The organism is Actinoplanes sp. NPDC051513, from assembly GCF_044454685.1.
Classification (GTDB): domain Bacteria; phylum Actinomycetota; class Actinomycetes; order Mycobacteriales; family Micromonosporaceae; genus Actinoplanes.
Window position 1 is genome coordinate 11,470 of the sequence record NZ_JBITDW010000024.1, and the last position, 19,341, is coordinate 30,810.

Sequence of the window (19,341 nt, forward strand, 5' to 3'; positions counted from 1 at the left end):
CCCCGATCATCGACCACGAACCGGCGTTGCGGGAGCGTGTTGCGGCCGCGGATGCGCGGGGGGTCCGGCGGGTTCTTCGGCGGGGAAGGTGAAGCTGAAGCGGGTTCCGCCGCCGGGGTTGTCGGTCGCGGTGATGGCGCCGCCGTGCCGGGTGACGACGCGCTCGCAGATCGCCAGGCCGAGGCCGGTGCCCTGGTAGCCGCTGTGGGCGGCAGCGCGGTGGAACGAGTCGAAGATGTGCGGCTGCTCCTCGAGCGGGATGCCGATGCCGCGGTCGGCGATAGTGATGGCCCACTCGTCGCCGGCGTGCCGCTGCGCGGAGATGTCGATGCGGGCGGGCTGACCGGGCGCGGTGTATTTGAGGGCGTTGCCGATGAGGTTGTCGATCAGCTGGCGGATCATTCCGCGGTCGGCGCGCACGATGGGCAGCGGCCCGGTGTAGATGTCGGGGAACAACGTGGGCGTGCCGTCGGCCCTGACGGCACGCAGGTGCGCGGTGCGTTCGTTGAGCACGTCGGCGACGACCGCGCCCAGGTCGACCGCCTGGCGGTCGAGAGTGGCGTCGCGGGCGGTGGCGTAGGCGAGCAGGTCGTCGATGAGGATGCGCATGCGGTCGACGCCCCGGCGGATCCGCTCCACCTGGGGGTGGAGATCGGCCAGGGAGTCGCCGTCGGCGATGCCGTCGTCGAGCAGCTCGGCGTAGCCGGCGACGCTGGCCAGCGGCGCTCTCAGGTCATGGGCGACGACACCGGCGAAGGCGCGCAGCTCGTTCTCGCGCTCGCGCAGTTCGGTGATGTTGTAGACCGTGGCCACCGCGCCGGTGATGCGCCCGCCGGTGTCGCGCAGGGGGCGGCTGTGCACCTCCACGACCTCGCGCGTTCCGTCCGCGGCGTACGAGACGATCTCCACGCCGGTGACCTGGTCGCCGCGCAGGGACCGCAGCATGGGCAGGTCGCCCGGCACGACGGGGGTGCCGTCGGGGTGCTCGAACCGTCGCCGGGCCGCCCATTCGGCGACGGTCACCGGGGACTCGGTGTGCGTCACGGCGGACCGGGCGGCGTGGTTGGCGTGCACGATCACGCCGTCGTTGTCGCAGGTCAGCACCGTCGGTTCCAGGGCGTCGAGCACCTGGGCGAGGAACGCGCGCTGCGCGTCCAGATCGTCGTGGGCCTCCCGCAGGTCGGCCTCGATGGCTTCCCGCCGGGCCAGCTCCTGGCCCAGCCGGCCGGCGTGGTTGCGAGCCTCGAGCTCGGCGGCGGCCAGTCCGGCGGTGGCGGTGTCGACCTGGGCGCGGGCGCGGCGGCGGCCGGTCGCCAGCACGGCGACCAGGGCGGCCAGCAGGCAGCTGACCGCGCTGCCGCCGATGGCCACCGTCCCCGGCATGTTGCCGTCGGCGCCGGGCAGGGCGCTGCCGTGTGCGGCGATGTGCAGCTGCCAGCGCCGGTCGGCGACGGTGAGGCTCAGGTCGCGGCTGATGTCCCGCACGCCTTCGGCCGGCGCGGTCAGGGTGGCGACCGTGACCTGATCCTGGTTGCTGTTGAGGGCGCGCAGGTTGATGTCCAGGAGTTGCTGCGAGACGCGCTGCAGGGTGGCCGCGGCGAAGTTCTGTCCCCGCAGGCCCATCAGCACCCAGCCGCGGAACGCCCGCCCGTCCAGCCCGGTCTCCAGCCCGTAGACCGGGACGGTGAGCACGAACGACATCTGCCGCTTGTTCTCCGGCAGGTGGGCGTCGCGCAGCAGGTGGTAGGCGTCCGAGACAGCCGGCCGGCCGCTGCGGCGTGACTCGTTCAGCGCCGCGGTCGGGGCCGGCAGCTGCGAGATGTCGATGCCGGCCCCGGACACTCCCGACCCGTCGAGCGAGGTGCCCAGCACCGTGAAGATGTGCTCGGGAGCGGTTCCCGTCTGGCGCAGCACCAGGCCGCCCGCCCCGCGCGAGCGCCAGAACGCCTGCACCGCCGGGATCTGCGGCGCCGTGGCGGGCACCAGGTAGGCGATCGAGACCACGCCGGCCAGCCGCATCGAGGCCAGCGGCTCGGTGAAGCCGTTGAACTTGTCGGCGGTGAGCTCGTTGAACGATCCCGCGGCGGCCGCGATCGTGCGCAGCGTGTCGACGTAGCGGCGGGCCTCCGCGGTGACGGCCTCCTGCGCCTGCCGGGCGCGCCGGTCCAGTTGTTGCTCGGCGGCGTGCCGCTGACCGGCGGCCAGCGCCACGGCGACGGCGACGGACAGCGCGGCGCCGCCCACCGCCACCAGCGCGGTGAGCGCGACGACCGAGCGCAGGCCCGGCACGCGACGCCTCACGCAGACCCCATCGGCAGGCGGCCGGTCCGGGCTTACTCGGGCGCCTCCCGTGCCCGGGTCCGGACCAGGGCAATGCACGGGTGCGACGGGGGCGGCCCAGGGGCCATCGTGGGAGCAGACAACGACAGGGGGAATGGGTCATGACGCCACACTGGCTGCACGGATCGGAAGCACGCCTGCCCGTCGAGGGTGAGCTGCCCGGCTTCGACGGCGCGACCGGCTGGCTCAACTCGCCGCCGCTGACCACCGAGATCACGCGCGGGAAGGTGGTGCTGGTCAACTTCTGGACCTACACCTGCGTCAACTGGCTACGCCAGCTCCCGTACGTCCGCGCGTGGGCCGACAAGTACACCGATCAGGGCCTGCTCGTCGTCGGGGTGCACACGCCGGAGTTCGGCTTCGAGCACGATCCCGAGAACGTCCGCCGCGAGGCGCACGGCGACCGGGTCGACTACCCGGTCGCGCTCGACAACGACTACGCGGTCTGGCGGGCATTCGACAACCATTACTGGCCGGCGCTGTACCTGGCCGACGCCGAGGGCATGATCCGCTACCACCACTTCGGCGAGGCCGAGTACGCGCGTACCGAGATGGCGATCCAGCGGCTGCTCGGCGACGCCCGCAGCGACGTGGTCACCGTCAAGCCGCGGCCGATCGAGGAGCCGGGCGACTATCGCTCGCTGCGTTCGCCGGAGAACTACACCGGGTACGCGCGCAGCGAGCAGTTCCGGTCACCCGAGGGCTTCGTCCCCGAACGCCGGGCCCACTACACCGCCCCCGGCCATCTGGGCCTCAACGACTGGGCGCTCGCCGGCGAGTGGACCATCGCGGAGCAGGCCACGACGTCGGGCTCGGCGGGCGGCCGGATCCTCAACCGCTTCCACGCCCGCGACCTCAACCTGGTCATGGGCGCCGCCGAACCCGTACGTATCCAGTTGCTGCTCGACGGCGAGCGGCCGGGCGGGGCGCACGGCGAGGACGTCGACGCCGACGGCTACGGCACGATCGGCGACCGCCGGCTGTATCAGCTGCTGCGCCAGCCCGGCCACATCGCCGACCGCACCGCCGAGATCACCTTCCTCGACCCCGGCGCCGAGACCTACAGCTTCACCTTCGGCTAGCGGCCTCGGGCGGGACGACCACGCCCTTCACGTCGGCCATGTACTTGTCCCCGGCTGCGACGGCGTCCTCCGGCGAGGCGCCGCCCTGCCGGGCGACGAAGTAGGCCGCGTACCAGTCCCACCAGTCGTGCGGCGGGGCGACCGCCTCGAACGCGCCGTGGTGCTCGGCGGTCTCCTTGAGGAGCCCGGCGGTGTCCGCGACGACCTTGTTCGTGTCTTCACTCATGGCTCTTACGATCGCCCACGCAGCGCCGGGGTCGCACCCGTGGAAACCCCTGGCCCGGCCACGGGCGGGTGTGCTCATCTGCCGGCAGCTACGAGTTCGTCGCGAACAGCGGGTGCGCGCACCAGCAGGTACCCGATCATCCAGAGCTCGCCGATCGTGGCCGGCACGACGAGGAAGTCGGCGACGGCCGGCGTCACGTACGACGCGAACGCGCTCAGGACGTACCCGACTCCGCCCACCACGAGCAGCCAGCGCAGGACGCCCCGGACGCAGAGCCCCATCGGGATCAGCCACAGCCCGAAGAAGATCCCGCCCACGGTCCAGAGGTGGCCGCTGACGAGATACAGCAGCTGGACGGTGGAGGCCGCGTCGCCGAAGGGCTGGTCGGCCACCTCGACCGCGGCGCCGAGCATGGCCGCACTGCCGAGGATCGCGACCGAGTTCACCAGGCCGAACGCGGCGATCCCGGCCGCGTTGACCGGGTCGGACCCGCGGTAGAGGCGATAGAACCCGGCCGCCGCGAGCGCCTGGGTCAGCACCACGAGCAGCTCGAGCACGACGCCGGCGCGGGCGAGCGCCAGGTGGTCGGTGAGGTGGGTGAGCGTCGCGGCGGGGTCGCCCGATTCGAAGAGGATGGGCCGGATCGTCAGGAAGCCGGCGGCGCCGGCCACGGCGAGGGCCAGGTAGAAGAAACCGGTGGCGCGGGCCGTATTCTTACTATGTAAGGTAGCCATACGTTGTAAGGTACGGGATTGTGTCAACCCGGTCTATGCCAACCAGGGAACCGCTGAGCCGCGAGCGCGCGCTCGCCGCCGCGGTCGCCCTGGCCGACGCCGAGGGCCTCAAGGCGCTGACCATGCGCCGTCTCGCCGCCGATCTGGGGGTCGAGGCGATGTCGCTCTACTACCACCTGCCCGGCAAGGGCGGCCTGCTCGACGGCCTCGCGGAATGGGTGCTCGGCGAGATCAGGGTCGCGATCGGGGACGAGACGGGTGATTGGCGGGCCCGGCTGCGGCACCGCTTCCTGCGTGCCCGGGACGTGATGCTGCGGCACCCGTGGGCGCCCGCCCTGCTCGGCACGCGCCCGAGCATCCCACCCAGCTTCTATGCCTACTACGACGAGATCGTCGGCACGCTGCTGGCGGCCGGCTTCACGCCGAGGCTGGCCCATCGCGCCCTGCACGCGTTCGGCACGATGGCGCTCGGTTTCGTGCAGGAGCTGTTCACGCCCGACGCGACCGATGTCGATGCCGCCGAGGGCGACCTGGCCGCGATGGCTGCGGCCGTCCCGAACCTGACGACGATGCTGGCCGCCGAGATGCACGCGGCGGGCGACCCGACGCTGGGCTGGTGCGACAGCCAGGTCGAGTTCGAGTTCACCCTCGACCTGCTCCTCGACGGCCTCGACCGGCTGGCGTCGGCTGCGTGAGCGGGCCCGGCGCGGATCAGGCGGCCGGCGGACGCAGGCCGGCGTGGACCACCTCGACCAGCTTGGCGACGGCGGCCTCGTCCGGCATCGTCGCGGCCGCGGCCAGCGCGAACAGGCAGTAGTCGGCGAGCCGGTCCGGCTCGGCGTCCGCGCGGACGGCGCCGGCGTCGGCGGCCTCGGCGAGCAGGCCGGCCACGAAGGCGTGCAGTCCCGCCTGCGCCTGGCCGGCCTGCTCGCTGCGGTGCACCAGGGCGAACAGCTTGTCGTCGTGATGGGCGTGCACCGCGCCGGCGTACGCGGTCAGCGCGGCGGTGAGGCGCTCGGCCGGGTCTTGATGCTCGGCGCCGGCCGCGGCCAACTGGGCGAGGTGCCGGGCGATCTGCTGTTCCTGCCACGCCGTCACGATCGACGTGACGTCCGGAAAGTACTTGTACAGGGTGGCGCGGCCGATGCCGGCGTCCTTGGCGATCTGCGACATGGTGACCGCGGCCGCGCCGTGCGCGCGTACCAGCGCGGCGCCGACATCGAGGATCGCCTGATGCACCGCCTGGCGGTGGCTCTCGATCGTCGCATCCCACAGCTTCGGCACGCCGCCATCATACAATCCGACGGGAAGCGGCGATCTGTATTGACTAAATACAAAGTGTTTCGCAAAATGTGAGGACGCGAGACTTCTGGAGGAGTCATGGCACTGGCACGCAGGCTGCTCGGCGACCCGCACGGACCGGCCGACGATCACAGCGGTGGGCTGATCACCGCACCGAAGAGGTACGAGCTGATGGCCGGGGCGGCGTTCCTCGGCCGGCGCCGGGCGGCCTACGACCGCCTGGTCGGGCTGGCCGGCGTCGTCACGGGGGACAGGGTCCTCGACATCGGCTGTGGCACCGGCTATCTGACCCGCCGCGCCGCGGCCGCGGCCGGCGCCGTGGTGGGCGTCGACCCTTCGCCGAACATGATCGCGTACGCCCGCCGCGCGTCGCCGCCGTCATGTGCCTTCCACGTCGCGGAGGGGCGGCGGGTGCCCGAGGAGGACGAGTCGTTCGATGTGGCCGTGTCGAGTCTTGCGGTGCATCACATCGAGCCGGGGCAGCGCGCCGAGACCTTTGCGGAGGTCTTCCGGCTGCTGCGGCCCGGCGGGCGCCTGCTGATCGCCGATTTCCGGCCGCCGCGGGGCGCGATCGGTAGCCGGTTCGTCGGCGTGATGGCCGGCCACGCGATGCGGCACAACCCCGTCGAGCAGTACGCGCCGGCCATCGCGGCGGCCGGGTTCACGATCATCGACGAGGGTGATCTGAAGCCGTTCCTGCACTATGTGCGTGCGCGCCGCTGAGGGCGGTAGCCGCGAGCCGCTCGTTCTTGCAGCTCATTGGTATTTGCCGCGTTGTCGCACGACTAGTATCGGGCCTAGACTGGACCGGACCGGATCCCGCACTCGCACAGGGGCTTCACGATGGCCGAGCACGAGCACGAAGATCACGAGCACGAAGATCACGGGCACGGGGATCACGGGCACGGTCCTCATCGCGGGCATGATCATGGGCATGAGCGCGGCTTCGGCGGGCGCGTCCGGCACCTGATCAAGCCGCATTCGCACGACAGCGCCGACAAGGTCGACCCGGCGATGGAGGCGTCGCGCGAGGGCATGCGGGCGCTCTGGATCTCGCTGGCCGGGCTCGGCGTGACCGCGGCCCTGCAAGCCCTGATCGTGGTGTATTCGGGATCGGTGGCGCTGCTCGGCGACACCCTGCACAACGTGGCCGACGCGCTCACCGCCATCCCGCTCGGCATCGCGTTCTGGCTCGGCCGGCGGGCGGCGACCCGGGCCTACACGTACGGCTTCGGCCGCGCCGAAGACCTGGCCGGCGTCATCATCGTCCTGGTCATCGCCGGGTCCTCGGTCGCCGCGGCCTGGTTCGCCATCGAGCGGCTGGTCAACCCGCGGGAGATGACCCATCTGCCGTGGGTCTTCGCCGCTGGTGTCATCGGGTTCCTGGGCAACGAGATCGTCGCCCGCTACCGCATCACGGTCGGCCGGCGGATCGGCTCGGCCGCGCTTGTCGCCGACGGCCTGCACGCCCGCACCGACGGCTTCACCTCACTGGCCGTGGTGCTCGCCGCCGGCGGCGCGTGGCTGGGCTGGAGCTGGGCCGACCCGGTCGTCGGCCTCGCCATCACCGTCGCCATCGCGTTCGTGCTCAAGGACGCCGCCCGCGAGGTCTACCGCCGGCTCATGGACCGCGTCGAGCCCGAGCTGGTCGACCAAGCCGAGCAGACCCTGCGCGGCATCCCCGGCGTGCACGACGTGTCGGGCTTGCGGCTGCGCTGGATCGGCCACCGTATGCACGCCGAGGCCGCCGTCGTCGTCGACGCCCGGCTCAGCCTGCTCGACGCGCACGAGATCGCCGCCGACGCGGAGCACCAGCTCACCCACGGCGTGCCCCGACTGACCAGCGCGACCGTCCACGTCGACCCCGACAGCCACCCTGGCGAATCCCACCACACCGACCTGTCCCACGACCGCCGCGACCGCCTGGCGGCCACACGTCACTGACCACCCAGGCGGCGGCGGTGGCCCGCCGCCGACCGCACAAGGGGGTAGCCGCGCTCACCGCCCGTGAAGAGACGGCGCGGTGGCGGTGCACGTTGATGATTTGCCGCGCGCTCCGCGCCTGGAGTTATCAAGATCTCTGAGGTGGCGGCGTGGGCGGAGATCGGCCGGGCGCGGCGTGAAAGAGTTCGGGCGGTGCCGGACATAGCTGAAGGTGGACCTGGTGAACGTGGACGTGCGCCGGCGGCGGTTCGAAGAGCTGGCGCCGGGGTGGATCGAGGCCGTGCGGCGGTATCTGGCGCGGCGCACCGATCCGGCGACCGCGGACGACGTGCTCTCCGAGACGCTGCTGGTGTGCTGGCGGCGGCTCGATGACATGCCGGACGATCACCTGCCGTGGGTCTACGCCGTGGCGCGCAACTGCCTCGCCAACGCCGAGCGCGGGCGACGGCGCCAGGAACGGCTGGTCGCCCGGATCTCGGCGGTCGATCCGCCGCCGCGGGCGGTGGAGGGGCCGGGGGAGGGGGACGGCCTGGCGGCGGCGATGGAAGGGCTGCGGGCCGAGGACGCCGAGTTGCTGCGCCTGTGGGCGTGGGAGGACTTGACGGCGACGGGGATCGCCGTCGTGCTGGGGATCTCGGCGAACGCGGCGAGCATCCGTCTGCATCGGGCCAAGCAGAAACTTCGCGAGGAGTTGCGAAAGCTCGAGGACGCCGGCGGACATGAGGAGTCGACAGAGGGGAGACGGCCGTGACCGACGACGACCTTCGCGAACGTCTGCGGCGGGCCGACCCGGCGGCGTCGCTGCCGCCGCTCGCTCCCGACCGCGTCTCGCGACTCCTAGGAGAGACCATGACCTCGACGACCAGTCCCGCTACGGGGGCCGGCGTGGCGGCCTTCCGAGGGCGGCGGCTCGTTGCGCTCGCCGCGGCCGTCCTCGTGATGATCGTCGCCGGTGGCGGGTGGCTGCTGACCCGCCCCGGCGAGCCGTCTACTCCGCAAGCGGGTGGTCCCGCGGCGTCGACCGACGCGGGCGCGGGCCCGACGACCAAGCTCACGCTCACCGCCGTACGCGCGAAATGCGCTGAGCCGCAAGCGGCCCGCCTGGCCGAAGCCGCCGATTTCGCCTTTGCCGGCACCGTGACCGGCATTGCCGGAAACGTCGTGCGGCTCCATGTCACGAAGATCTACAAGGGCGCGCCCGCCGGCCAGGTGGAGGTCGCCCAGGCCGGCGGCGGCTCCGAGCAGATGCTGGGCAGCGGCAAGTTCGAGACCGGCAAGGACTACCTCGTCGCCTCGGCGCAGGGCACGGTGATGATCTGCGGCTTCAGCGGCGAGGCCGACCTTCCCGGCCTGCGCGATCTCTACGAGAAGGCTTTCTAGCCCCAGACCTCGGACGCCGTCTCCACGATCAGGCTCAGTTTGGCGACCTCCTCGTCGTACGAGAGCGCGTTGCCCTCGACCGTCGAGGAGAAGCCGCATTGGCCCGAGAGGCACAGCTGCTCGAGCGGGATGTACTTGCTCGCCTCGTCGATGCGGCGCTTGAGCGAGTCTTTCGACTCGAGCTCGCCGCGCTTGGTGGTGACCAGGCCGAGCACGACCATCTTGCCGGGCGGCACGAAGCGCAGCGGCGCGAAGCCGCCCGAGCGGTCGTCGTCGTACTCGAGGAAGAACCCGTCGACGGCGAGCTCGGAGAACAGGGCCTCGGCCACGAAGTCGTACCCGCCGGAAGCGGCCCACGACGAGCGGAAGTTGCCCCGGCACATGTGGGTGGTCACGGCCAGCGACGAGGGCCGGTCGGCGATGGCGGCGTTGATCTGCTTGATGTAGCGCAGGTGCTGATGCTCCGCGTCGTCGCCGCGCTCGGTCAGCAGCCGTCTCTGCGACGGGTCGTTCAGGTAGGCGAGGCTGGTGTCGTCGAGCTGCAGGTACCGGCAACCGAGCGCCGCGACGCGGCGGACCTGCTCGGCGTAGGCGGCGCTGAGGTCGGCCCAGAACTGCTCGACGTCGGGGTAGACGGCCGGGTCGATCGCGGCCGGCCCGCCCCGGTAGTGGACCATGCTGGGCGACGGGATGGTCAGCTTCGCGGTGACGCCAGGGTCGACGAGGCCCGCGAGGAACGTGAAGTCGTCGCCGAAGATGGTCTCGTCGAGGCGGACCGGGGAGTCGATGGCGAGCGCCGCCGACTCGAAGTCGAGGTCGCCCTGGGCGTTGCGGAAGTGCACCTGGATCTTTTCGTCGGTAGGGTGGATGCCGCCGAGGCGATAGATGAAGTCCATGTGCCAGGAGGTGCGCCGGAACTCGCCGTCGGTGGCCGAGCGCAGCCCGACGTCGCGCTGCATGCGGACGACGTCGCGGATCGCCTCGTCTTCGACGGCGCGCAGCTCGTCGGCGTCGAGCTTGCCCTCGGCGCGCTGTTGCCGCGCGTCGAGCAGGCGCTGCGGCCGCAGGAGGCTGCCGACGTGGTCGGCGCGGAAGGGCGGGGTGTCGCGGAGAGCCATGGCAGATAACCCCCGGAGTCAGGAAGAACCAGATCATACTCCCGGGCCGATGTCCGAGAAATCCATAAAACCCGATTTGGATGATGTTTCGGACGCATTTCCAAAAAATCATGAGGCCATTTCGGCTGGCCGGGGCGGAGATCCGCCAGAACTGGATCGGTCGATCGGCCAGGGACGGTGTGTCGCTTGCGGTCCGGCAGTAAGTTGAAGCCACGGCAATTTATCCACGCGAATTTGTACTGAGCAGGAAAAACGCGCGATTTCTCCAGGTCGGGCCATCCGGGCGGCGGTCGGTCTCGAATGGACACGCAGGCGTAGAAGGGTAAGTAGCGTCCCGCTTCTCTGGCGAGGTGGAGTCATGATCCGGGTTTTGGTGGTGCGAGACGAGGGGTATTTCGGGGTCCCGGTGCGCGCGCTCATCGAGTCCAAACCCGACATGCACTACGTCGCGACGTTGCCGCTCGACGTCGGCCTGGTCGAGCGGGCGGTGCAGCTGTGGCCCACCGTGATCGTCTTCGACACCGAGCACATGGTGAGTCAGCTCCTGCCCTTCGCCACCGACCTGCACGCGGCGATCCCGTCCTGCGCCATGCTCGTGCTCTCCGACCCCGCCAAACGCGGCATGCTGCCGCCGCGGCGGCGCGCCGCCGGGCTGAATTTTCTGGTCAAAGGGGCGTCCGAGGCGTTACTGGCCGATTCCGTACGGCGGCTGGCGTGCGGCGAGCGGGTCGTCTCGCCGATGCTGCAGGCCGCCTCGCTCAACGCCGACCGGTCATTGAGCACGCGCGAGCTCGAGGTGCTCGGGCTCGCCGCCGAGGGGGATTCGGTCAAGGACATCGCCAACCGCCTCTATTTGTCGGGCGGCACTGTGCGTAACTATTTGTCGGCGATCATTTCCAAGACCGGCGCGCGCAACCGCCTCGACGCGATCCGGATCGCCCGAAAGGATGGATGGCTGCACTGAGCGGAACGTACCGTGGGTAGGGATGCGAAACGACCAGTACGTCATCCCCGGGCCGCCGGTGCTCCTGCCCCTGGGCGTACTCATCATGGTCGTTTCTTGGGTGATCCTGCGCCGCCGTGGTGAGCTGACCCCGGCCCGGCTGCTCGTGACCTGGCTCGCCGGGTGGTACGCGGTGGCCGTGCTCGGAGCGACCCTGTTACCGCTGCACCTGTCGTTCGGCGGCGAGCCGCAGCTCTTCCGGATCAACCCGTTCCCGCTGACCCAGATCCGCCCGCGCGACTCCGTGCTGAACGTCGTGATGACGTTGCCGTTCGCCGCTTTCCTTCACCTCGTCTTCGGCATCCGCGACAAGATGCGGGTGATCCGGCTCGGCTTCCTGATGAGCCTGGCCATCGAGCTCACCCAGTGCGTGCTGATCCTCACCGTGCACGACAACCGCTGGGCCGAAGCCAACGACCTGATCGCCAACACGCTCGGCGTCTGCCTCGGCTACCTGGCCTTCGACCGGCTGCTGCGGGTCCGGCCACTGCGTCGCTCGATCACCGCTGAGCGGGCGTCCGAGTAGCCGCGTCACCCCCCGCGGGATGACGCGATCGCGCGCCGGCGCCCATAACCTCCGGGCTCAGGCATTGCCGAGGGGAGAACCGATGGTGACCGGCGTGCCGCCCGCGGATTCCGGCGCCGGGGACGGCGCGGCACTGCGCTCGCCGATCGACCCGGCCGCGGAGCGGCGCGCGCTCGGCGCTCGATGGCGGCGACGACAGTCCTCGCCGTCGTCGGGGTCGTCTGGGGCGTGGTGTCGGGATCCCAGATCGTCCTGTTCGACGGTGTGTACGCGGTGGTCGGCATCGGCCTCACCGGGCTGGCGCTGTACGCCTGACCCGGCGGAGACCAGGCCGGCGCTAGCGCCGGCCGGCTTGTTCGTAGACGCGGGCGACCTCGTCGGCCAGGTGGTCGGCGCCGTAGCGCGAGCTTGCCGTGCGCGGCGGCAGGCGGTGGAACTGCCGCTCCTCGCAGCACAGCAGCTCGGCCCGCAGCGCCCGCGGCAGCGATTCGCGGTCGTGCGGGGTCAGGCGCTTGACGCCCTCGACGGTGGGCCGCGGTCCCAGCGGCTCGCAGCGGGCGTAGAGGGCCGGCAGCCCGGCCGCCAACGACTCCAGGACGACGAGGCCGGAGGTCTCCTCGGACGGGGACGCGAAGACGTCCATGGCACAGAGCATCTCGCGGGCGTGCGCGACCGGGCCGGCGAAGACGACCCGATCGGCGATGCCCTCGATGGCGGCCAGCTTCTCCAGGGCGTCGCGGGCCGGGCCGTCGCCGACCAGCAGCAGGGTCGCGCCGGGAACTTCGCCGACGGCGCGGATGAGGCGATCGAAGCGTTCGGTGGGTTCGAGGCGGCCTACGCCACCGACGACGGCGGCGCCGGGAGCGATGCCGAGGCGGGCGCGGGCGGTGGCGCGCAGGCCCGGGTCGAAACGGAACTCGCCGGCGTCGACGGCCTTGGGGATGACCGCGATCCGCGACTCGGGAACGCCCCACCCCTGCAGCTGGGCGGCGATCGCGGGGGAGGCCGCGATGGTGACCTGGCCGAGCCGCTCGCCGGCCAGATAGAGCTGGTCGTGGAACCGGCCACGGCGCTCGCCATGACCCGTGGCGGGGTGTCCGCTGTCGAGCACATCGCGGAGGCGGCCGTTCTCGCCGGCGAGCTGGTGCTCGGTGGCGACCACCCTCGGGACGCCGGCCAGCCGGGCGGCGAAGCGGCCGGGCACGGAGGCACGGCGCATGTGGGTGTGCACGAGGTCGAAGCGGCCGCGGCGGATGAGGCGGCGCAGTGGGCCGACCGTGGCGAGGTCGCGGCGGCCGCTCAGCTCGTGCACGGTGGTGCCGCCGGCGCGCAGCGCGGCCGCGACGGCGCCCGGCGGTGAGAGCGTGACGACCTCGCTCTCGTGCGGCAGCCGACTCACCAGGAGTCGCAGCTGATGCTCCGGTCCGCCGGCGGACAGCGTGCTGATGACGTGCAGCACTCTCATGCCGACTCCATTTTCCCGACACCCCGGAATCGACGCTGTCAAAGATTTCGCCGCAAATAACAGATGCAAATGTCACGGGAAACATGAACGAGGTCTCACGTCCTGGAAAAGCCGATCAGGCACGTTGGACAGTCCGAAGGTGCTGGTAGATGCACGTGAAATAGCGAACGTGAAGAACGCTCATATTGCTCGTGACAATTGCTACTGTGGCGATGGGTGGCCGACGGCGCACTCTCCGGAAAAGACAATTTCCGGAGGGATTCCCCATGGAGGTACGGAGGGCCGCGCCTGGCGAATGGCGCACGGGCACCCCATGGACGATGCTTCTGTGGGCTGCCCTTCCCGGCCGGGCCGCGCGGGCCGGCGCCGACGCTCTGGCGCTCGCGATCGCGATGCTGATCGCCACCCTGCTGCGGCACGACGGACACCTCGAGTACCTCAACTTCCGCGGCCTCGTCGAGCTCGCCGCGGTCGCCGCCGCCGTGCAGACCCTGGCGGGCATCCGCTTCGGCCTCTACACCGGACGGTGGTCGTACGGCTGCTTCGAGGAGATCGCCGCGCTCGCCAAGACCGCCGCGATCACCATGCCGGCGGTGTTCCTGCTCGACACCATGCTGGGCCGGCTCGTGCCGCGCTCGGCCATCATCGCCTCCGGCCTGATCGCATTGGTGCTTCAGGCCGGAGTGCGCTATACCGCGCGCCTGCTGCAGGACTCGCGCCTGCGGCCATCGCCGGAGCAGGGCAGCCGGGTCGTGGTGATGGGGGCCGGCGAGGGGGCGGCCCAGGTGGTCCGCGCGATGCTGCGCACACCGTCCAGCCCGTACGTCCCGGTTGCCCTGCTCGACGATGACCCGCGCAAGCGCGCCCTGCGGGTCATGGGCGTGCCGGTCACCGGCAACCGGCACGCCCTGCCCGAGGTCGTGCGACGGTTCCGCGCCGACGCCGTGCTCATCGCGATCCCGAGCGCCGGCGCCGACCTCGTCCGCGAGCTCAGCACGCTCGCCGGCGAGCTGAACATCGACCTCAAGGTCGTCCCGCCCGTGGTGGAGCTGTTCGGCCGCACCGTACGCATCGAGGACATCCGCCCGGTCTCCCACGCCGACCTGCTCGGCCGCCGCGAGATCGGCATCGACCTCGCGGCGATCGCCGGCTACCTGGCGGGCCGCCGGGTGCTGGTCACCGGCGCCGGCGGGTCGATCGGCTCGGAACTGTGCCGCCAGGTCGCCCAGTTCCACCCCGACGACCTCGTGATGCTCGACCGCGACGAGTCCGGCCTGCACGCCGTGCAGCTCTCGCTCGACGGCCGCGGCCTGCTCAACGACCGCAACCTCGTGGTCGCCGACATCCGCGACCAGCAGCGCCTCGACGAGGTGTTCCGCGAGCACCGTCCGCAGGTCGTCTTCCACGCCGCGGCGCTCAAACACCTGCCGCTGCTCGAGATGCACCCCTCCGAGGCGCTCAAGACCAACATCATCGGCACCTACCAGATGCTGCAGACCGCGCTGCGGCACGGCGTCGAGCGGTTCGTGAACATCTCCACCGACAAGGCCGCCGACCCGTGCAGCGTGCTCGGCTACTCCAAGCGCATCACCGAGCGGCTCACCGCGGCCGCCGACGAGTCCGAGTCCGGCACCTACTGCAGCGTCCGCTTCGGCAACGTGCTGGGCAGCCGCGGCTCGGTGCTCACCGCCTTCGAGGCGCAGGTGGCGAAGGGCGGGCCGATCACGGTCACCGACCCCGAGGTGTCCCGCTACTTCATGACCGTGCAGGAGGCCGTGCGGCTGGTCATCCAGGCCGGCGCGGTCGACAGCACGCGCGAGGTGCTGGTGCTCGACATGGGCGAGCCGGTGCGGATCGCCGACGTCGCCCGGCGCCTGGCCGCCACGGCCGACACGCACATCCAGGTCGTCTACACCGGGCTGCGGCCCGGCGAGAAGCTCCACGAGGTGCTGCTCGGTACGGGCGAGGAGGACACGCGGCCCAACCACCCGCTGCTGTCGCAGGTGCCGGTGCCGCCGCTGGACGGCGCGGTCCTGTCCCTGCTCGACCCGGCCTCACCCCGCAAGGACCTCATCGCGGTGCTGCGGTGGCTCGCCGAGAGCCCGGCGCTGACGGTGGCACACAAGAACGGGAGGCACTGATGCGAGTCGTCATCGTGGGCCAGGGCTACGTGGGCCTGCCCCTCGCCGTGCGGGCCGCCCAGGTCGGCCACGACGTGGTCGGCTTCGACGTGGACGAGGAGCGCATCAAGCGCCTCGCGGGCGGCGAATCCTATGTGGACGACATCAAGGACGCCGAGCTGCGCGAGATCCTGGACGCCGGCATGTTCCACCCCGCCACTGACCCCCGCGCCTGTGCTGGCTTCGACGTGGCCGTCATCTCGGTCCCGACGCCTCTGCGCGAGGGTATGCCCGATCTGTCATACATAGAGCAAGCCGCCCGCACCCTCGCCCGCTACCTCAGGCCGGGCGCGACCGTGGCACTCGAGTCCACCACCTACCCCGGCACCACAAACGACCTGGTCGCGCCCATCCTCGAGGAGGGCTCGGGGCTGACGGCCGGAACAGACTTCTACCTCGGCTACAGCCCCGAGCGCATCGACCCCGGCAATACCGAATGGACGCTGGTCAGCACACCCAAGGTGGTCTCCGGGATAAATCCGACCTCACTCGAAAAAATCCGGACATTTTATGGCACGATCGTCGACACCACCGTGCCGGTAAGCGAAACCCGGGTCGCCGAGCTGGCCAAGCTCCTCGAAAACACCTACCGGCACGTCAACATCGCGCTGGTCAACGAGCTGGCCGTCTTCGCGCACGAGCTCGGCATCGACGTCTGGGAGGCGATCGACGCCGCCGCCAGCAAGCCCTTCGGCTACCAGCGCTTCGTCCCCGGACCGGGCGTAGGAGGCCATTGCCTGCCGATCGACCCGTCCTACCTCTCCTGGCGGGTGCAGCGCGCCCTCGGCCAGAGCTTCCGCTTCGTCGAGCTGGCCAACGACATCAACAACCACATGCCCGACTACGTCGTCCGCCGCCTGGTCGCCGCCCTCAACCGGCAGCGCAAGGCCGTCAACGGCTCGACCGTGCTGCTGCTCGGCCTCGCCTACAAGCGCAACAGCGGCGACGCCCGCGAGTCCCCGGCCCGCCGCATCGCCGCCCTGCTGCTCGAGATGGGCGCCGACGTGCGCGCCGCCGACCCGCACGTGGTCGAGGACGCGCACATCGACCGCCGCGTCACCCGGGTGCAGCCGACCGCCGAGCAGCTCGCCGCCGCCGACGCGGTGCTGCTGCTCGCCGACCACGACGCCTTCGACCTCGATCTGGTCGTCCAGCACGCCGGATACGTCCTCGACACCCGCCATCGCCTCACCGGCCCGACCGTGGAGTCGCTATGACCGTACGAATGCTCTGGGACCTTGCCAATCGCCTGGCCGCCGCCGTCGCGCTGGTTCTGCTCTCGCCGCTGATGCTGGTCATCGCCGCCTGGATCCGCATCGCCGACGGCAAGGGCGTGTTGTTCATCCAGGACCGCGCGGGCCGCGACGGGGTGCCGTTCCAGATGCTGAAGTTCCGCACGATGGTGCACGACTCGGTGCGGATGGCCGAGGAGATCGGCCTCGGCGACCCGTTCGGCCTGCTCGAGAACGACCCGCGGATCACCCGATGTGGACGGTTCTTGCGCCGCACCAGCCTCGACGAGCTGCCCCAGCTGGTCAACGTGGTCACCGGGCGGATGGCGCTGACCGGGCCGCGGCCGGACGTGCTGCCGCAGGTCGCGAACTACTCGGCCGAGGACCGCCGCCGCCTCGAGGTCAAGCCCGGCATCACCGGCTGGGCGCAGGTCAACGGCCGCGAGGACATCGACTGGGCCCAGCGCTTCGTCCTCGACCGCTGGTATGTCGACCACTGGTCGCCCGCGCTCGACCTGCGCATCCTCTGGATGACCGCGGTCTCGTTGCACCGCGAGGAGCCCCCGGTCCACGTCGACGAGCTCAACATTCAACGAGCACAGGCGCATGAGGTACGCCGTGCCGCGTGAGATCGGCTCGGAGTTCCACTGGGATCCCGCGGTCTTGACGGCCGGTGGCGACTGGCTGCCGGCCCGGCACGAGCTGTTCGCGACCGGCTGCGGCGCGCTCAGCGCCCTCCTGCGGCACGTCGGGCCGCCCGGCCGCCTCCACGTGCCGTCCTACTTCTGCATGGGCGTGGCCGAGGCGCTGGCGGCCGACGTGCCGATCGCCTTCTACCGCCACCTGCCCGACGACGGCGGCCCCCGATGGGAGACGCTGCACGCGCGCGACGGCGACATCGTGCTCGCCCAGAACCTCTTCGGGCGCGACGACGGCGAGCCGTGGAACGCCTGGCGGGACGCCCACCCCGGGGTCACCGTCGTCGAGGACCATTCGCACGACCCGCTCAGCGGCTGGGCGCGCGCCAGCTCTGCCCCGTACGCGGTCGCCTCTTTGCGGAAAACGCTGCCGGTGCCCGACGGCGGCCTGTTGTGGTCGCCCACCGGACGGGAGATCCCGCGGCCGGAAGGCCGCGCCGGCGACGGCGCCCACCTCAAGCTCGCCGCCATGCTGCTCAAGTCCGCATGGCTGGACGGCCGCCCGATCCCCAAGGACGAATTCCGCGTGCTGCAACAGCGCGGCGAGCAGACCCTGCTCGGCAGCGCCGGACCGGCGACGGCCTTCACCGCCGCGGTGCTCCCGCTGATCGACGCTTCCGGCCTGCGGGACAAGGGAATCGCCAACGCCCGCGCCCTGGCCGCCGAGGCGCCCGTGACGGCCGGGCCGTTCCGCGCCCAGCTCGTCTGCCGCACGTCAGCCGAACGAGACGGCCTTCTGAAACACCTTGCCGCGCACGGCATCTACGCGCCCGTGCACTGGCGTCAGGACCGCGGAAGCCTGTGGAGCGGGGACGACGAGGCGGCCGACCTGGCCGGCCGCATGCTCACCGTCCCCGTCGACCACCGCTGCTCAGCCGCCGACGTGCGCCGGATCGCGGCGGTGCTGCTCGCCGCCCCCGAAGCCGCCGCCCTCGACGGCCGTGACCCGCCGCCGCGCCCGGCTCCAGCGGCGTAGCGTCAGCGCCCACCGCAGCATCGCCCGCGGCGGCCCTCCCTGCGTCGTCACGTGCAGCATGTACCGCCACAGCGGATACGTGCCGCGCCGGTTGGACAGCGCGTAGGAGAACTGCTTCGCCGGCAGGTCGCCGTATTCCGGCATCCGCTCGAACCACTCGCTGCTCGCCTTCGCCGCCTGCTGCAACGGCGCCAGCTGCGAACGACGCTGATGCTCGTAGCGTTCCAGCGCGGCCGGCAGATCGTCGGCGGTGGACAGGGACGAGGCGAGGGCCATCGCGTCCTGCATCGCCAGCTTCGTGCCCGAGCCGATCGCGAAGTGCGTGGTGTGCGCGGCGTCGCCCATCAGCACCACGTTCCCGTGGTCCCAGCGCCGGTTGGCGACCCGGCGGAAGCTCATCCAGCCGGTGCCGCCGGTCTCGGCCCGCTGGTCGATCAGCGGCTCGCCGCCGAGGTGCCGGGCGAAGATCGTGGCGAGCAGGTCGCAGCCGTCCCGGCCGGTCAGCTCGCCGAAACCCAGCCCTTCCCACGTCTCGGGCGTGCACTCCACGATGAACGTGCTCGCCTCGTCGGTGAACGGGTAGGCGTGGAACCAGATCCAGCCGGCGTCGGTCTTCTCGAAGCCGAACGTGAAGGTGCGGAACACGTGCGGCGTGCCCAGCCAGATGTAGCGGTTGCGGCCCGCCTCGACCTCGGCGCCGAAATGCTCGGCGTCGCGCTCGCGGATCCGGCTGCCCGCGCCGTCGCAGGCCACCACCAGGTCGGCCGGCGGGAGGTCGGAAACGTCGGCGCGGTAGCGCAGGTCGACACCGAGCTCGGCCGCCCGCTCGGCGAGGATGTCGAGCAGCCGGTGCCGGCCCAGGCTGAAGCCGTACCCGGCCAGGTGGCCGACCGGCTTGCCGGTGGCGCGCACCTCGTACTCGTCCCACTTGTAGGCCGCGTCCCAGATCCGCCGGGCGCTGACCGGGTCGTGCCGGAACAGGTCGTCGAGCAGGTCGTCCCAGAACACCACACCCCAGCCGTAGGTGACGCCGGCCGGGTTGCGCTCGAGCACGGTGACCTCGTGGCCGGCCTGCTTGGCCAGCACCGCGAAGTAGAGACCGGCGGGGCCGCCGCCGACGCAGGTGATCCGCATG

The 19,341-nt window shown here is 71.3% G+C and carries 20 protein-coding genes; 13 read left to right on the forward strand and 7 right to left on the reverse strand.

Annotated features, from left to right (window positions below; all coding sequences use genetic code 11):
- Positions 1-6 precede the first annotated feature (6 nt).
- Positions 7-2,301: an ATP-binding protein gene (locus tag ACIA5D_RS41610; protein ID WP_396036081.1), complete on the reverse strand. Its 2,295-nt coding sequence runs from the start codon at positions 2,299-2,301 to the stop codon at positions 7-9.
- Positions 2,302-2,441: 140 nt separating this feature from the next.
- Here ACIA5D_RS41610 and ACIA5D_RS41615 point away from each other — a divergent pair, with 140 nt between their 5' ends.
- Positions 2,442-3,422 (forward strand): redoxin domain-containing protein, encoded by a 981-nt coding sequence (locus ACIA5D_RS41615; protein ID WP_396036082.1) that lies wholly within the window; start codon positions 2,442-2,444, stop codon positions 3,420-3,422.
- Here the strand turns inward: ACIA5D_RS41615 and ACIA5D_RS41620 are convergent.
- Both ACIA5D_RS41620 and ACIA5D_RS41625 read right to left on the reverse strand, forming a co-directional pair.
- Positions 3,409-3,648: a bleomycin resistance protein gene (locus ACIA5D_RS41620; protein WP_396036083.1), complete on the reverse strand. Its 240-nt coding sequence runs from the start codon at positions 3,646-3,648 to the stop codon at positions 3,409-3,411. The two genes, ACIA5D_RS41615 and ACIA5D_RS41620, sit on opposite strands and share 14 nt — an antisense overlap.
- A gap of 74 nt (positions 3,649-3,722) precedes the next feature.
- Complete coding sequence (locus tag ACIA5D_RS41625; RefSeq protein ID WP_396036084.1) at positions 3,723-4,382, reverse strand: DUF4386 domain-containing protein; 660 nt, start codon at positions 4,380-4,382, stop codon at positions 3,723-3,725.
- Between the two features lie 35 nt (positions 4,383-4,417).
- Between ACIA5D_RS41625 and ACIA5D_RS41630 the strand changes: the two genes are divergently transcribed.
- The gene (locus ACIA5D_RS41630) at positions 4,418-5,077 is read left to right on the forward strand and encodes a TetR/AcrR family transcriptional regulator C-terminal domain-containing protein (protein WP_396036085.1); all 660 of its coding nucleotides are present in this window, start codon (positions 4,418-4,420) and stop codon (positions 5,075-5,077) included.
- 16 nt (positions 5,078-5,093) lie between these two features.
- Here ACIA5D_RS41630 and ACIA5D_RS41635 read toward each other — a convergent pair whose 3' ends face one another.
- Positions 5,094-5,666 (reverse strand): TetR/AcrR family transcriptional regulator, encoded by a 573-nt coding sequence (locus tag ACIA5D_RS41635; protein ID WP_396036086.1) that lies wholly within the window; start codon positions 5,664-5,666, stop codon positions 5,094-5,096.
- A 96-nt stretch (positions 5,667-5,762) separates the two neighbouring features.
- Here ACIA5D_RS41635 and ACIA5D_RS41640 point away from each other — a divergent pair, with 96 nt between their 5' ends.
- The 4 genes from ACIA5D_RS41640 to ACIA5D_RS41655 all read left to right on the forward strand — a co-directional run bounded on the left by ACIA5D_RS41640 (position 5,763) and on the right by ACIA5D_RS41655 (position 9,008).
- Positions 5,763-6,407, forward strand: coding sequence for a class I SAM-dependent methyltransferase (locus ACIA5D_RS41640; protein WP_396036087.1), 645 nt, complete (start codon positions 5,763-5,765; stop codon positions 6,405-6,407).
- A 120-nt stretch (positions 6,408-6,527) separates the two neighbouring features.
- Positions 6,528-7,628, forward strand: a complete 1,101-nt coding sequence (locus ACIA5D_RS41645) for a cation diffusion facilitator family transporter (protein ID WP_396036088.1) — start codon at positions 6,528-6,530, stop codon at positions 7,626-7,628.
- Between the two features lie 220 nt (positions 7,629-7,848).
- Positions 7,849-8,379 carry an RNA polymerase sigma factor gene (locus tag ACIA5D_RS41650; protein ID WP_396036089.1) on the forward strand — a complete coding sequence of 177 codons (531 nt, stop codon included), beginning with the start codon at positions 7,849-7,851 and terminating at the stop codon, positions 8,377-8,379.
- A complete protein-coding gene (locus ACIA5D_RS41655) occupies positions 8,376-9,008 on the forward strand; it encodes a hypothetical protein (protein ID WP_396036090.1) in 633 nt (210 codons plus the stop codon). Before ACIA5D_RS41650 ends, ACIA5D_RS41655 begins: the two co-directional genes overlap by 4 nt.
- Here the strand turns inward: ACIA5D_RS41655 and ACIA5D_RS41660 are convergent.
- On the reverse strand, positions 9,005-10,126 hold the full coding sequence (locus ACIA5D_RS41660) for a 5-methyltetrahydropteroyltriglutamate--homocysteine S-methyltransferase (protein ID WP_396036091.1): 1,122 nt from the start codon (positions 10,124-10,126) through the stop codon (positions 9,005-9,007). The two genes, ACIA5D_RS41655 and ACIA5D_RS41660, sit on opposite strands and share 4 nt — an antisense overlap.
- A gap of 358 nt (positions 10,127-10,484) precedes the next feature.
- Here ACIA5D_RS41660 and ACIA5D_RS41665 point away from each other — a divergent pair, with 358 nt between their 5' ends.
- The 3 genes from ACIA5D_RS41665 (at position 10,485) to ACIA5D_RS41675 (ending at position 11,970) form a co-directional block, all read left to right on the forward strand.
- Positions 10,485-11,090 carry a LuxR C-terminal-related transcriptional regulator gene (locus ACIA5D_RS41665; protein WP_396036093.1) on the forward strand — a complete coding sequence of 202 codons (606 nt, stop codon included), beginning with the start codon at positions 10,485-10,487 and terminating at the stop codon, positions 11,088-11,090.
- Between the two features lie 22 nt (positions 11,091-11,112).
- Positions 11,113-11,655, forward strand: coding sequence for a VanZ family protein (locus ACIA5D_RS41670; RefSeq protein ID WP_396036095.1), 543 nt, complete (start codon positions 11,113-11,115; stop codon positions 11,653-11,655).
- A 183-nt stretch (positions 11,656-11,838) separates the two neighbouring features.
- On the forward strand, positions 11,839-11,970 hold the full coding sequence (locus ACIA5D_RS41675) for a hypothetical protein (RefSeq protein ID WP_396036096.1): 132 nt from the start codon (positions 11,839-11,841) through the stop codon (positions 11,968-11,970).
- Between the two features lie 22 nt (positions 11,971-11,992).
- On the opposite strand, the gene ACIA5D_RS41680 is transcribed toward ACIA5D_RS41675, so the two are convergent.
- On the reverse strand, positions 11,993-13,120 hold the full coding sequence (locus tag ACIA5D_RS41680) for a glycosyltransferase (protein ID WP_396036098.1): 1,128 nt from the start codon (positions 13,118-13,120) through the stop codon (positions 11,993-11,995).
- 266 nt (positions 13,121-13,386) lie between these two features.
- Here ACIA5D_RS41680 and ACIA5D_RS41685 point away from each other — a divergent pair, with 266 nt between their 5' ends.
- The 4 genes from ACIA5D_RS41685 to ACIA5D_RS41700 are packed head-to-tail and all read left to right on the forward strand — an operon-like array spanning position 13,387 to position 18,206.
- Entirely contained in the window at positions 13,387-15,261 is a 1,875-nt protein-coding gene (locus tag ACIA5D_RS41685; RefSeq protein WP_396036099.1) for a polysaccharide biosynthesis protein, read from the forward strand.
- The gene (locus tag ACIA5D_RS41690; protein WP_396036100.1) at positions 15,261-16,517 is read left to right on the forward strand and encodes a nucleotide sugar dehydrogenase; all 1,257 of its coding nucleotides are present in this window, start codon (positions 15,261-15,263) and stop codon (positions 16,515-16,517) included. The genes ACIA5D_RS41685 and ACIA5D_RS41690 overlap by 1 nt, the downstream gene beginning before the upstream one ends.
- Positions 16,514-17,161 (forward strand): sugar transferase, encoded by a 648-nt coding sequence (locus tag ACIA5D_RS41695; RefSeq protein WP_396036101.1) that lies wholly within the window; start codon positions 16,514-16,516, stop codon positions 17,159-17,161. Before ACIA5D_RS41690 ends, ACIA5D_RS41695 begins: the two co-directional genes overlap by 4 nt.
- Positions 17,139-18,206: a hypothetical protein gene (locus ACIA5D_RS41700; RefSeq protein ID WP_396036102.1), complete on the forward strand. Its 1,068-nt coding sequence runs from the start codon at positions 17,139-17,141 to the stop codon at positions 18,204-18,206. The genes ACIA5D_RS41695 and ACIA5D_RS41700 overlap by 23 nt, the downstream gene beginning before the upstream one ends.
- Here ACIA5D_RS41700 and ACIA5D_RS41705 read toward each other — a convergent pair.
- A complete protein-coding gene (locus ACIA5D_RS41705; protein ID WP_396036103.1) occupies positions 18,102-19,340 on the reverse strand; it encodes an FAD-dependent monooxygenase in 1,239 nt (412 codons plus the stop codon). The genes ACIA5D_RS41700 and ACIA5D_RS41705 overlap by 105 nt on opposite strands.
- Position 19,341: the final 1 nt, after the last annotated feature.

Bases quoted from the DNA above. Each gene is read 5' to 3' on its own strand.
- ACIA5D_RS41615 (WP_396036082.1), top strand. From the start codon at position 2,442: ATGACGCCACACTGGCTGCACGGATCGGAAGCACGCCTGCCCGTCGAG.
- ACIA5D_RS41620 (WP_396036083.1), bottom strand. From the start codon at position 3,648: ATGAGTGAAGACACGAACAAGGTCGTCGCGGACACCGCCGGGCTCCTC.
- ACIA5D_RS41625 (WP_396036084.1), bottom strand. From the start codon at position 4,382: ATGGCTACCTTACATAGTAAGAATACGGCCCGCGCCACCGGTTTCTTC.
- ACIA5D_RS41630 (WP_396036085.1), top strand. From the start codon at position 4,418: ATGCCAACCAGGGAACCGCTGAGCCGCGAGCGCGCGCTCGCCGCCGCG.
- ACIA5D_RS41640 (WP_396036087.1), top strand. From the start codon at position 5,763: ATGGCACTGGCACGCAGGCTGCTCGGCGACCCGCACGGACCGGCCGAC.
- ACIA5D_RS41645 (WP_396036088.1), top strand. From the start codon at position 6,528: ATGGCCGAGCACGAGCACGAAGATCACGAGCACGAAGATCACGGGCAC.
- ACIA5D_RS41660 (WP_396036091.1), bottom strand. From the start codon at position 10,126: ATGGCTCTCCGCGACACCCCGCCCTTCCGCGCCGACCACGTCGGCAGC.
- ACIA5D_RS41665 (WP_396036093.1), top strand. From the start codon at position 10,485: ATGATCCGGGTTTTGGTGGTGCGAGACGAGGGGTATTTCGGGGTCCCG.
- ACIA5D_RS41670 (WP_396036095.1), top strand. From the start codon at position 11,113: ATGCGAAACGACCAGTACGTCATCCCCGGGCCGCCGGTGCTCCTGCCC.
- ACIA5D_RS41675 (WP_396036096.1), top strand. From the start codon at position 11,839: ATGGCGGCGACGACAGTCCTCGCCGTCGTCGGGGTCGTCTGGGGCGTG.
- ACIA5D_RS41680 (WP_396036098.1), bottom strand. From the start codon at position 13,120: ATGAGAGTGCTGCACGTCATCAGCACGCTGTCCGCCGGCGGACCGGAG.
- ACIA5D_RS41685 (WP_396036099.1), top strand. From the start codon at position 13,387: ATGGAGGTACGGAGGGCCGCGCCTGGCGAATGGCGCACGGGCACCCCA.
- ACIA5D_RS41690 (WP_396036100.1), top strand. From the start codon at position 15,261: ATGCGAGTCGTCATCGTGGGCCAGGGCTACGTGGGCCTGCCCCTCGCC.
- ACIA5D_RS41695 (WP_396036101.1), top strand. From the start codon at position 16,514: ATGACCGTACGAATGCTCTGGGACCTTGCCAATCGCCTGGCCGCCGCC.
- ACIA5D_RS41700 (WP_396036102.1), top strand. From the start codon at position 17,139: ATGAGGTACGCCGTGCCGCGTGAGATCGGCTCGGAGTTCCACTGGGAT.
- ACIA5D_RS41705 (WP_396036103.1), bottom strand. From the start codon at position 19,340: ATGCGGATCACCTGCGTCGGCGGCGGCCCCGCCGGTCTCTACTTCGCG.